At 68.3% G+C, this 12,489-nt stretch carries 8 protein-coding genes and 3 pseudogenes; 5 read left to right on the forward strand and 6 right to left on the reverse strand.

What is annotated here, in order from left to right; translation table 11 throughout:
* Window positions 1–141: 141 nt before the first annotated feature.
* Together ACFY15_RS36430 and ACFY15_RS36435 are read left to right on the forward strand one after the other, a co-directional pair.
* Window positions 142–648: a hypothetical protein gene (locus tag ACFY15_RS36430; protein WP_390827032.1), complete on the forward strand. Its 507-nt coding sequence runs from the start codon at window positions 142–144 to the stop codon at window positions 646–648.
* A gap of 164 nt (window positions 649–812) precedes the next feature.
* Complete coding sequence (locus ACFY15_RS36435; protein WP_390691664.1) at window positions 813–1,259, forward strand: DUF6325 family protein; 447 nt, start codon at window positions 813–815, stop codon at window positions 1,257–1,259.
* Window positions 1,260–1,726: 467 nt separating this feature from the next.
* Here ACFY15_RS36435 and ACFY15_RS36440 read toward each other — a convergent pair whose 3' ends face one another.
* Window positions 1,727–3,088: a chloride channel protein gene (locus ACFY15_RS36440; protein WP_390691665.1), complete on the reverse strand. Its 1,362-nt coding sequence runs from the start codon at window positions 3,086–3,088 to the stop codon at window positions 1,727–1,729.
* A gap of 545 nt (window positions 3,089–3,633) precedes the next feature.
* Between ACFY15_RS36440 and ACFY15_RS36445 the strand changes: the two genes are divergently transcribed.
* From ACFY15_RS36445 to ACFY15_RS36455, 3 genes and pseudogenes are all read left to right on the forward strand, one after another.
* Window positions 3,634–5,220 (forward strand): hypothetical protein, encoded by a 1,587-nt coding sequence (locus ACFY15_RS36445; RefSeq protein ID WP_390691666.1) that lies wholly within the window; start codon window positions 3,634–3,636, stop codon window positions 5,218–5,220.
* Between the two features lie 322 nt (window positions 5,221–5,542).
* A pseudogene (locus ACFY15_RS36450) lies at window positions 5,543–6,612 on the forward strand (DNA cytosine methyltransferase).
* Complete coding sequence (locus tag ACFY15_RS36455) at window positions 6,609–7,748, forward strand: DnaB-like helicase N-terminal domain-containing protein (RefSeq protein WP_390691668.1); 1,140 nt, start codon at window positions 6,609–6,611, stop codon at window positions 7,746–7,748. The pseudogene ACFY15_RS36450 and the gene ACFY15_RS36455 overlap by 4 nt, the downstream one beginning before the upstream one ends.
* A gap of 177 nt (window positions 7,749–7,925) precedes the next feature.
* On the opposite strand, the gene ACFY15_RS36460 is transcribed toward ACFY15_RS36455, so the two are convergent.
* From ACFY15_RS36460 to ACFY15_RS36480, 5 genes and pseudogenes are all read right to left on the reverse strand, one after another.
* On the reverse strand, window positions 7,926–8,765 hold the full coding sequence (locus ACFY15_RS36460) for an aminoglycoside phosphotransferase (protein WP_390691669.1): 840 nt from the start codon (window positions 8,763–8,765) through the stop codon (window positions 7,926–7,928).
* A 14-nt stretch (window positions 8,766–8,779) separates the two neighbouring features.
* A complete protein-coding gene (locus ACFY15_RS36465; RefSeq protein WP_390827033.1) occupies window positions 8,780–9,544 on the reverse strand; it encodes an aldo/keto reductase in 765 nt (254 codons plus the stop codon).
* Window positions 9,508–10,731, reverse strand: a pseudogene (locus tag ACFY15_RS36470) (JmjC domain-containing protein). Before ACFY15_RS36470 ends, ACFY15_RS36465 begins: the two are co-directional and overlap by 37 nt.
* A gap of 88 nt (window positions 10,732–10,819) precedes the next feature.
* Window positions 10,820–10,987 carry a hypothetical protein gene (locus tag ACFY15_RS36475; RefSeq protein ID WP_390691671.1) on the reverse strand — a complete coding sequence of 56 codons (168 nt, stop codon included), beginning with the start codon at window positions 10,985–10,987 and terminating at the stop codon, window positions 10,820–10,822.
* Between the two features lie 336 nt (window positions 10,988–11,323).
* A pseudogene (locus tag ACFY15_RS36480) lies at window positions 11,324–12,204 on the reverse strand (transporter).
* Window positions 12,205–12,489 lie beyond the last annotated feature (285 nt).

Raw genomic sequence — 12,489 nt, forward strand, 5'->3', positions numbered from 1 at the left:
GCACAACCTCGCCCTCGCCGGATAGGCGAGCGGGCCGCACAGCGAACGGCCACGTCCACACCGACTCGAAGATCATTTACGGGACAGTCCTTAGCCGCCTGGAACAAGTCCTCGCAAGACTCGCTGGCAAAGGACTACAGCGTGCCGAGCGTGCTCAAGAACGGCCCCCGCTTCTGGGTCAGCGACACGCTGAAGCTGCCGGTGGGTCCGACACTTAACTTCAGCGGCATCTACGCCCGCTGGTTCGCCTATCCGGCGTACCCGCCCGGCATCTCCAAAATTTTCGGAAACCCGAAGGGTGCGTACAAGCAGACCACCATCCAGCGCGACTCGGTCATCGGATTCAACGCGGGCACAAAGATATTCGTTCTCGTTGACCCCAACAACAACCCGTACGTCATGCAGGCCGGATCCTCGCAATTCGACACCAGCGAGACCATTCAGAGCCTTGAGCAGCCCAATTTCGCGAGCAAGCTCCACCTGCCGAGCGGCTGGCAGTACAAAGCCATCACGATCACGAAGCCACTGACGATTCAGGCCATCGACGGAAAGGCAACCGTCACGACCGACTATCTGGCCAACACCTACGACTCCTGCACCTCTCCCTCTACCGCCGCTTGCAGCTACAACCCGCTGACCGGCCAATAAATCCTGCCTGGGCAAGCTGAACCCGAGAAGCCGGCTATGCGGCGTGCTGTGCCGGACCGGGTGAACCGGCAGCCGCCTCACCCTTCGGGTCCCGAATCTGGCGGCCGCCAACCGATTCGCTTGCCCTCGTACGGGTGCCTTATCCAGAGAACGGAAGCGCAGACATGACATCAGCAGACACCGACGAACTGGGGCCGGTCGACTACCTCGTCGTCGAGTTCCCGCCGGCCACCTCGAACTTCACCGGCGAGATGGCCGCAGAGCTCGACAAGCTCGTCACCTCGGGGACCATCCGGGTCTTGGACCTGATCATCCTTACGAAGGGGGCAGACGGCGAGCTCGACGTACTGGAGGTCGATGACCTCGAGGGCGCCAGTGAACTGCGCGCCGCAGAGGCCAAGCTGGCCGGCCTTCTCGCCGAGGAGGACGTCGTCAACCTGGCCGCCGCCATGAAGCCCGGCACGACAGCCGGGGTGCTGGTCTGGGAGAACGTGTGGGCGGGGCCCTTCGCCTCCGCCGCACGCCGCTCAGGAGGCCAGCTCATCGCCAACGGACGTATTCCGATCCAGGCCATCCTGGCCTCGATCGAAGCCGACGAAGAAGGAGAATGAGATGCCCCTCGGACCCATGCGCAGAGGACGACGCGGAGTCATCGGCGCCCCCGTCGCCCGCACCGCGGCCGTCGCGGGCACGGCAGCTGTTGTCGCCCACGGGGTCGGTCGCCGCAGTGACCGGCGCGAGGACCGCCGGGACGACCGTGAAGATCGCCGGGACGACCGCCGGGACCGGCGCTGATCAAGGTTTTACCGTCGGCGCAGCCGATCAGACGGTGTCGTCCGTGCCGGGTGCAGTAGGCGTCTTGGGCCGGCATACGTCAACCGAGGCCGACCCCACCAAAGGCAACTACGGCCCGACCTGAGTGATCTCCACCGAGCAGTAGTAGTACCAATGGTGCAAGCTCTCCGGTAGGCCGATGGCCGGCAACGCGTTCTACACGGCCCTTGTCGGTGATACCCAGACCGATCAAGATGGGCTCAAGGGGCCGCCGGTATCTCGGCCGCAATGATGTGACGGCGCCTCATGCTGGCGCGGAGTCTTCCCGTGCGCCGGTCTGGGACCCGCCGGTCGGAGCAGGGCTGAGCCTGAGCGTCACGACATAGGCGACCACGACTGTGACGATCACCAGTGGCATGACGGTGAGGCCCTCCGTCCCCAGCAGCAGGGTGGCCAGCAGCACTGAGGTCAACGGGAGTCTGAGCATGGCGACCGACATGGCTCCGATGCCCATCGCGAACGCAGGCGTCAGCTGTAGCCCTGGAAGATGTGAGAGAGCGATCCCGCCCACAGCCCCCAGGAACATCGCAGGGAAGATCGGGCCTCCCCGGAAGGCGCTCAGTGAGACGCAGTAGGCCAGCCCCTTGCACACGATGAGCAGCATCAAGGTGCCCACGGTGGAGTCGGCGCTGTGCGCGAGCAGGGGGCCGAGAGCGTTCTGCCCCGAGTACAGCACCTCGGTCGCGGCGTTGCCTGAGCCTTCGGCGTAGGCGATGGCGAGCCCCGCGATCGCCAGGCCCATAGCCACGGTGGCGGGGATTCGGTGCCGTTCGACGCGCGGCTGCAGCAGCAGGGCGAGCCATCGAATGCCCGTGCCCACGAGGGCCGCCGCGAGTCCGATGACCAGTGCCCAGCCGAACTCGGCACCGGTGGGCGCGTTGGCAGGCGGCACGTCCTGAATCGCGAGGGAATACGTGCCGAGACCGGTCCAGTTGTCCAGGCCGATGAAGACGAGCGAGCCGATGCCGGCGGCGAGCAGGCCCGGCACCAGCACGATCCCGAGCATCGGCCCTCCGATGCCCGACACCTCCATGAGGAGGAAGGCCCCCGTGATGGGCGACCCGAGCAGGGTGCTGACCGCGGCGAAGCTTCCCGCGGCCCCGACCGCGGCGTCGACCCGCGGCGGCAGGTCCGGCTTGAGCAGGCGGACCACCCAGACGGCCACGCCACTGCCGAGCATGATGAGCGGCGCCTCGGGTCCGAGGACCGCGCCGAGCCCCAGCGTGGCCACGGCCGCGAGGAAGATACCGGGAAGCTCGAGCGGCTGAGGCGCGCCTGTCATCGCCAGCCCTTCGGCCGGCTTGTGGCCGCCCGTCCCGGGAAGGTAGCGGATGCTCACTCCGACCAGCAGGCCTGCCACCGCGAGCAGCGGCAGCGGCCACCAGGGTGGGGTCCCCTGGAAGCCCAGCACCTTGGGCATGTCGGTGTAGGTCCAGGACTGGAGCACGTCGACCAGCGCGAGGAAGCCGTACGCCCCTGCGGAGATCGGCACTCCGAGCACAGCGGCCAGGACCAGAAGACCCACATAGCCGCGGGTCCTCACCTGGGCGAAGGGATCCGTCGACGGCACCCCAGGTGTTCCGACGGGACTCTCGGCCGACGACATACGCATCAACTCCTCGGCATCGACATCTGTCGGGAACGCGGGGGTTCACGGGCGACTTGCTGAGTTGATATCACGCGGCACAGCCCCGCACGGCACGGGCTCACCGGCGGTCCGGGGCGGTGAACTGGCACTCGTTTCAGGCGGGACAAAGACCGCGCCAGGCGGTTGGTCCGATTGCTCCTGTGCTGTAGGCGCACCGGCCTCGGCCCGCAGGATGCGGGTTGCCCGAGCCTGCCCAGGCCCACATGGACGGCACCCGGTGAGCACCGGCCGCAGCAGTGGGCGGAGCCCCATCATCTTGGTACTGGAGCATGGAACGCCTCGTCAGGGCTTCGTCAGCTGCAGTTGAGGCTGAGGCCAGCCCCGCGACGCATCCAAGATGACGGCCCGCCGTCTGGCTGGGTGGGGCCCATACCCGTTCGGCGGAGCGGCGGCGGCCTTGGCAGAGCCGCGTTACGGAAGCCCGGCTACGTTGTCATCCGTGGCGCATTTGCGATCGGGTCCCAATCCAAGACGCTGACTCTCCTCACGAAGAGTGGTTTTCGATGAAGCGACTGAACCTGGCGACGGCTCTCGTGGTCGGCGTGGCCCTGGCAGGGCTCACGGCCTGCATGGCCCCGCCGACGGGCCCCTTGAGCTCAGCCGTGAACGCGGGCGGCAGTTCCCCACCCGTCAGTACCAGCGGTCAGGTGACCGGCGACTCCGCCCTTGCCCAGGAGGAGGCGGACTGTGCCGCGAAGCTTCCGGGCAGCCCCTGGGCCCGGACGTTGGTGCGGGCTTTCAACTCCGACGCGGAGCACACAGGGTTGTTTTCGTGCGCGCGGTTCGGCGGCTCGATGACCGGGCCGAACACGGTCGAGACCCGTCAGTCGACCGTCGTGTACGGCACCCCATTCAGTACGGCGACGCTCGGTACCGACGCGGTGTACATCTACGGGGGCTGCAACGGCGGCGCGAACCCGCCCGGACTCGTTTCCTACGTCGCGAAGGTCAAACCGGGCACGCTCGAACAGGTGTGGAGGACGGAGCTCTCCGACGCGCGCAACAACAACGAAATCCACCTGTGCGGCTCGGTCGAGGCCCTCGCTGACGGAAGTCTCATCGCCACCGCAGATCACACGGTGTACAAGCTGGACGGTGACACCGGGAAGATCATCGCCCAGGCGGACCCGCCGCACGGGAGCACACCCGTCAATGACGTGGCCATCAATGGTGCAGACGCCTTCTCCGACGGCTCCATCGTCGTCAAAACGTGGAACAGGGTGGCCGGCTGCACGCAGAACGGCATCTTCGCCATGTACAAGTGCAAGGGCGCCCTCACGGGACAGGCAACGCCCTCCGTGCTGGCGGTGCTCGACTCCAAGAGCCTGAAGGTACTCGACTCGGTCGAGCTCCAGGACAACATCTCCTCACGTATCTCGACTGCCGTCTTCCGGGCCCACGAGTACGTCTACATCACGTCGACCAACCAGCTCTTCCGTTATGCGTGGGACGGTGACGAGTTGACGAAGGACACCACCTGGGGCCCGGTCACTTACCCCCAGCGAGGCCAGACAGGGGGCGGCACACCCACCCCCATGAATGACTGGATCATTGAGAACACCAACGGCATCACCAAGCCCATGAGCATCGTGGCCGTGTCCCAGGCCGATGCCAGCACGATGGCGACCATCCAGCCCAACCCGACGATGCAGCAGGGACAACACAGCACCAGCGCAGCCAAACCCACCGTCGACCCGGCCAACAACCGCATCTACATGTGCGACTTCAACCTCGGCACCTGTTCAGCCATCGACCTGCGCAACGGGAAACTGTCTCTCGCCTGGAAGGCGGACATGCGCACCCAGGCCTTCACCTCCATCATCGGACCCCCTGACAAGCGAGTCTTCGTCGCCTCGAACATGAAGTCGTCAACCGAGTCCGACCCCACCAAATACAACTACGGCCCGACCGGAGCGAACTTCACCGAGCAGTACCAATGGCGCGACGCCGCGACCGGCAAGCTGCTCGCCACGTCCGACTACTACCCCCCGAAATCCGAAGCGAGCCAGACACCTCCCGGATACGGCGGTCTGATCTACGGGCTTGCCAACGATGGCAAACTCCAGACCCTCTACGCACGACCCCAGTAGGACGGCCCTCGGCCTCGAACGCTACCTCGCCGCCCTCAGCGACCAGGTTCAGGGCGTGGGTGGGCATGAGGTCAGCGACGGCGGTGCGGATGGCGCCGCGGCTGACGCCGTGGTCGCGGGCGAGGGAGGCGATGGAGCGGCCCTCCAGGTACGCGGTGCGGACGGCGTCGGTCTTGTCAGCCCGGACGGCGGGGCGGCGGCCGCCCTCGTTGCCTTTGGCCTCGGCTAGCTGCGGATCTCCGTGTTCGGACGGGGCCGGGACTGGAAGCGTTCGCGGTTGAGGTCGCCTCACACGATTCGTTCACCCTCGGTCGAGCCCCTTTTGGAAAGAGCGAACACAAAGAACCCAACCGCCCTCCTTCAATACGTTGAACTTGACAGGGAACCGCCCTGCCAGGCGTGGAGCACGGCTGGCAAACGCCTCGGTCTGATCGACCAGCCGCTCGTCCACCAGGCCGTCGCGGACCTGGCCGCTGGCCGGGACACCCGCGAACAGCTGTTCACCGCCTGCCAGGACCAGCGGTCGCTGCTGGCCGCCGAGCCGATGCGCTACCTCCACGCCCTGCACCAGGCCGGCGAGCCGGAATGGGTCCTGATGGAGGAGGTCCCCGACGTCGCGCCCTTGTGGAAGCAGTACGCCGCCGTGCTCCGCTCCTGGGGGTTCTCCACCTGGAGCGGCATCCTCAACGCCGCCGACTACGGCGTGCCGCAGACGAGGCGGCAGGCGATCCTGATCGCCTCCCGCACCCGTACGGCGGCCCCGCCCGCACCGACGCACGCCAAGTTCAGCGAGCCGGAGCCCTTCTTCGGGCCCGGCCGCCGGACGTGGGTGTCCATGGCCGAAGCCCTGGGCTGGGGACGCACCGACGGGCCCGTGCCCACAGTGTGCGCCGGCGGTGGCCCCGGAGGCGGCCCGGAGCCCTTCCCCTCCGGCTCCCGCAAGACCCTCTCCGACGCCCGCGACCGCGGCGCGTGGAAGAACCCCCCGCTCCGCCCCCGGAACCCTGAACCTCCGTGCAGCTGCACGGAAAGCTCCCCGCGGACACCGCGGTGCGGTGGCGGGCAGGACTGGGTCCTGCGCAGCAACAGCCAGGCGAACGCGGCCATCCGCCCCGTGACCGAACCAGCCGCCACCCTGTTCTTCGGCAACCGCGCCAACGAATGCGTCTGGACCACTACGGGCCCCGCAGAGACGGCGCCGCCGGCGATCCGTATCACCGCCGAGGAAGCCGGGATCCTGCAGTCCTTCCCGCCCGCCTACCCCTGGCAGGGCAACAAAGGCCAACGCTTCTCCCGGATCGGGAACGCCGTTCCCCCGTTGTTCGCCGCCCACTTGATCGCGCCCCACGTCGAACGCAGCTCACCCGCGACGACTTCGTCCTGGCGGCATGATGTCCGACGCCACCCGTACCGAAGCCGACGAGGGTCTCCTGCAGTACCCGGCGCCGCCGCCGGTGGTCCACTATGCCGAACAGGCCCTGCTCGGGGCCCTGCTCCTGGTTCCCGAGCGGCTCAAGACCATCGGGCCGCTCGAGCCCGAGCACTTCGCCAACACCGCGCACAGCGCCCTGTTCGCGGCGATGCGCACGGTGTCCCCGCCCGCCCCCGAGGTCCACCGCACCAGCCCGGTGTGGCCCAACCAGCTCCTCGACGCGGCCCAGCCCCAGGCCCGAGCCCTGACGGCCTCCTACCTGCACACCCTCATCAGCATCTGCCCCACCGACGCCCACGCCCCTGCTTACGCGCAGATGGTCCGCTCCGGGCACGCCCGCCGCATTCTGCGCAGGCATGCCGGTCTCCTCACCCAGGCCGCCCGTACCCCGGGCCCCGATCCGGCCCGGACGGTCCTCACCCGAGCCGACCAGCTCGCCGTCTACCTCGACGAGCTGGCATCCACCTTCCCCTCCCACCCCGGCTCGATACCCCGGACTCCAACTGTTCCTGCAGCAGCGGTCCCGATATCGGCCGAGGCGGACGACGAAGAGCGGATGCTGCTGGCCACGGCCACCGCCCACCCCGAGGAACTGCCGCAGATGCGGTGGCTGCACGAGACCGACCTCACCACTCCGATGCACGCCGCCCTCTTCGCCTGCCTCACCGGCCTGGCCCGCCGTGGTGCACCCGTAGACCCGATCACCGTGCTGTGGGAGGCACAGCAGCGCGGTCTCCTCCACGACGGGTTCGGTCCCACCGAAGTCCTCGACGCCATCTCCCACCCCGCAGGGGCACCCGAGCACTGGGGGCAGAAGATCCTCCAGCGCGCCCTCCTGCGCCAAGCCGAGGAGGTCGCCGCCCGGATCGAAACCCTCACTGCGGACGAAGCCACCACCGTCCACCAGCTGGCCACCGGCAGCCGCCGGGCCCTCGCCGCGCTGTCCTCCGTCCGGGCCCGCTGGCACCAGGCCGTCGGAGACACGAGTTCAAGAGCAGGCGCCGCTGCTCCCGCGACCGTCCAGAGCCCAGTGCTCCGGCGACCGGCCACACGGGCCAGCCCCGCGCTGCGCCACCCGGCGCGACCCGTCCGATGAGGCCCTGTCGTCGGCCTCAACCGCTTCCCGCTCCACAAAGAAGGTTCCGCATGCCGTACGCCCCGGCCAACGCCCACGTCCGAGCCGGCGCCGTCACCACTCCCGTGGCGTAGCCAGCCGGCCCGGTCGCCCCAGGGGCCGAGGAACTCGGACCCTCGTCCCACGTTCCGCCTGCGATCAGGCAAGCGAGCTGAGCAACTCCATGGACGCAGCCGCTGCCGGAGCGGACATAGCTGTCTCCTTTCCCGAACGGCGTCGAGCGCGCTCGATGTTGGCGCAAAGCAACAGGCGAGACAGACGCCCCGCCCGCGTGTCCAAGACATCCGCAAACTCGTTCCGCACGTGCTCTGCAAGCGCTGGCACCGCCAGGGACGCTGACCACAGGCACGCGGCGTCGTAGCCGACCGGGGCGCGTCCCCAGCTCTCCCAGTCCAGCAGCATGAACGCCGGGGCGGTGACGTTGGCCCATCCAACGTCACCGTGGGCGCAGGCCCACTCCGGGACTGTCGTGTCGATCTCATCACCGTAGACATCACGGATTCGGGCCGACAGGTGCTCCTGCCTCACGCACACCCGCTCGGTGGCGTGTCCGGCCAGAGCGGACAACGCGGACCTGAGGTCCGCCCACCAAGTAGGCGAGAGGGCTGGGTCGTGGTCAACGGCGCCGACTGGGGAGACGGCGGTCGTGGTGGCGTGACCCATCTCGTCCACGCGCCACACCACGCCGCGTCCGGGGTCGTGCCACTGAGAGCTGGCGTACCACTCGGGGCGAGGCACGCCCTTGATGGCAACGGACGCCTCGATTCCAGTCCAGGCCGACGAGCTGAGCTGTTCGGGCCGGCACCAGGCGAGGCGGACCCATGTCCCTCCGCTGGTGGGGAATCCCGCGGTGCCGTTGAAGCGGCTGTAGTGCGCGTGGTCGCGGTCCAGGACTCGCCCGATCCGCTTCTCTGCGTCGGCGAGGACATCGTCGTGGGAGACGGTCCTCAGATCGTCCATGGTCGGGGTGGACGGCATGCTGGTCTCCTTCCCTAGCGTCCGGCTCCGGCACGCAGCAGCTCCCGGTACTCGGCGACGACGACGCTGCTGGCCGTGTACCGGACGGCGGCGGCGAGCTCGTCGAGGTGCTGCGGGCTGGAGGTGCCCACGGCGATCCGGGAGACGGCTGGCAGGGCGAACGCAGCGGCAAGTCCGGCCTGGATCCGCGACGCAGACTGTCCAGGTTCGAGGAACACGCCGGCATCAACCTTCGACCAGACCGGATCGTTCGGGTTGCCCGCAAAGGGTGCCATACCCCACCGGTCCCCCGCCCCCAGTTCGGCCGTGAACCGCTCGGCCGCGTCCAAAGCCTCCCCGCGTACGGCGAGCCCTGCCCGGACCATGACGACGTCCGGCTTCGCTTCCACCGTGGTCGCGGCAGCGAGGAGCGGCGCGTGGTTCCAGGTGGCGATGCCCCAGGCCCGGCAGAGGCCGACTTCCCGGCAGGCGGCCAGTTCCTCGCAGGCCGCCGCGAGCCCGGACGGGTCGTGCTCGGGGTTGTGGAGGAACATCGTGTCCGGTGGGCGGCCGAGGTCGGCCACGCTCTGCTCGACCGCCGCGCGCAGCCGGGCCGGGGCGAGGGTATGTCCGGTGGGGAAGTAACCGACCTTCGTCGAAACCTCGAACCGGTCGAGGAGCTCCCCGGCAGTGCGGGCGAGGACGCTGTGGCCGGTGTAGCAGTCGTAGTTGGAGGCGGTGTCCAGGGCGGTGACCCCGGTGGTCAGGGCGTGTTCGAGGAGGGTGCGGGTCGGAGCCACCCGGTATAGGCCGAGGACAACTCGTCGGTCAGCTCCGCGCACAGGCCCTCCCTGATCAGGATGTCGGCGAGTTCTCGGCTGTCGCTGCCGGTCTCGATGGCCGCTTGCTCGATGTCGACCGGCGCGCCCGACAGCATCAGTCTCACCGCGAGCTCGGCCTTGGCGTGCAGGCTGATGGTCTTGCCGGAGGCGGTGATGCGGACCTGCTCGTCGTCGGCCTCGATGAGCGGCGGGAAGTCGGTGACGCAGACCAGGCCGGTCGGCGCGCCGAAGAGGCCGGCGGTCTGAACGTGCCGGGCTGCGGGGCGCTCCCGCTCCCGAGCGGCGAGGAAGGCCTACGGCGGGAAGTCCTGGCCCAGCTTCCACAGCGCCGCGGCCAGGTCGCGCTCCTGAAGGTGCTGGTCGCTGGCGCTGCCCCAGCGGTCGAGATCCGTACGGAACGCCTCGTCGCGGCGGCACTGGTCGGTCAGCCAGGTCAGCCAGTTCACACCGGTGCGCTTGACGAACCCGAAGGTCAGGTGGACGGAGTAGCCCTCGCCCCGGTCGGTGCGGGTGGCCTGGTGCCAGTGGCCTCGCGGGATGTGCATGACGTCGCCGGCGCGCAGGTTCCCCTGCCAGACCGAGGTGTCGGGCGGAATGTTGTTCGGTGCGGCGTCCCGGTACATGGGGACGGGCCGGGAGGTACCGCGTACGTCCCAGGACTTCTCACCAGCGACCTGGACGATGACCACGTCGTGGTCGTCCCAGTGAAGGGCGAACCCAGCGGCATCCTGCGTGGTCAGGTAGGCATTGACCTGGACGAGCTCGCGGGACCACCACTGGAGCGCGCGACAGGCGACTTCGAGGACGGGGTCGAAGAAGTCGAGCTCGTCGAGGACGAGGGTGGCGCCTTCCTGCATGAGGGCAGACAGGCGGGTCATGTTCGCGAACCGCACACTCTGCCCTCGGCGCGTGACCGTGTCGGTGAAGTAGTCACCGGGGTGGAGCTCGCGCCCGTTCTGGAACGCATGGAACTGGGGGTGGGACAGGCCTCGCCGCATGACGATGTCCAGAAGCCTAGCCGGGGTCATCAGCCGAGCTGGAAAGCCGGCATCGGATAAGTGGCCGCGGGCAAACGCCCCGCCCATGGGGGCAGGACCGGTCCAGGAGAGGGCGGTTTCGAGGGCTTCGACGAGCTGGTGGCGCACGGCATCCTCCGTCGGTTCGGGAGCGGGCCGGGGGCCCACCTCTCGGTGGAGGTGGGCCCCCGAATGCAAGGGCTCGAACGGGAGGGGGTTATGCCTCGGGGTGGTTCAGGCCGTCGCGGTTCTCCCCGTCGTCGCCAGCCGAGGTGCCGGTGGGGTCGGACTCTTGGGTGTCGAAGCGGTCCTGCACGCGGGCAAGGTGTTCGACCGCGATCAGCAGGGATGGGGTGCCAGCCTCTTCGGGCTGCTGCTTGGCCATGGTCGTCTTCGCTCGCTTCCTGTCGAAGTGGGCTGGTGACGTGCTCGGAAGTACGGAACCCTGCCTGCTCGAACGCATGCACGCAAGGCGTGAACGAGCCGGATCGGGGCACCTGGCCGAGCAATACCCTTGCCCCCCGACGGGCGGCTGGGCGATACATAGCGCACGATCCCCGGTTTCCGAAACCGGGGATCGTGCGGAAGATGGAGAACTCCACCGCCACGTCCTGTCCGCCCGATCGAAAGGTGCCCGCCCGAGAAGCCTCGCTTCCCTCCCGCCGCTCGCGCACGCCCCGCTCGATATCCCGGGCCAACATCGGCGTCCAGTCTGCGACCCCTACGCCGCCGCGTAGGACAGCCGGAACAGCTCCACCGCTCGCTCGACGTCTTCTTCAGAGCGCAGCTGGACCTCCAGGTCGCCGGTGCCGTGGTGCCCCAGCCCTGTCACGTCCCTGGTGAAGCCCGGCACGAGGGCGACAGCCGCAGGGACGGCCTTGAGGTACACGAGAAGCTTGTCCTGCCGTGGCGTCACACAGGCGAAATTCCGGAGCCTCTGGTAGGCGTCGTACTGCTGGCGTCTGACCTTCTTGACGTCCTCCCCCAGCCCCAGCAGCAGCTCGTCCACCGACGATGCCAGATCCGCGATTGCCTGAGGCGCCCGCTGGGCGAGCGACATACCGGCAGCACCTACCCGGCGGAAGCGCGTGGGTGCCTTGGCCCGGGCCACAATCGAAGCGGCAACCGTCTCGAGCGTGATGTGGTGTTCTCCGTACAGGCGATAGCGGACCAGGTCGACCGAGCGGCGGTGCTCGCGCACCGCGTGAAGGTCGTAACGGGTGAAGTCGCCAGCGATGCAGATCAACCGGGGCGCGCTCCACAACACCTGCGAAGCCGCCGTCGCCCCGAGGCGCTCGCGCACCAGCGCCTGGAACTCGGTCCGGTGGTCCACCAGCCACGCCATGTAGAACAGGCCCTGGTTGATGACCCCCGGGTCAGTCGCACGCTTGTACTCGATGATCACCGGAGCTCCGTTCTCATCGAGACCCAGCGAGTCGATGGCCCGCCGTGGACAGAGCCGGTGCTGTATTCGGAGGCGAGGAATCGCACCCCGAGCATCGCCTCCATAGCTCCCTCGACCAGGCCCTGCACATCGGCCTCAGCCTCAGCCAATCGCGGCGTGACCTCGGTCACGCCGTTTTTCGTGTAGAACAGCTTCAGGCTTGCCCCCCTTGTCGCACATGCCGAGGGGTAACACCCGAGGACCGAAGGGTATTTCCGCCGGTCCGGGCGAACCAAGATCCGGACCAGCCCCGGACCAGCACAGCGCCAGCAGGCCCCAACTGTCACGTTTCAGCAGGTCAGAACGCCGGGAAACGTGTACCACCAGCAGACGAAAAACGTTCTGGTCAGTGAGCCTTTTCCAACCTGCGGGCCGGGTTGGTCAGTTCGGCTGACAGACGGGTGAAGCCCCTGGTAGATGGGTTTTCGACCAAGAAGAACCCG

It is taken from the genome of Streptomyces sp. NPDC001373 (assembly GCF_042895815.1).
Taxonomy (GTDB): domain Bacteria; phylum Actinomycetota; class Actinomycetes; order Streptomycetales; family Streptomycetaceae; genus Streptomyces.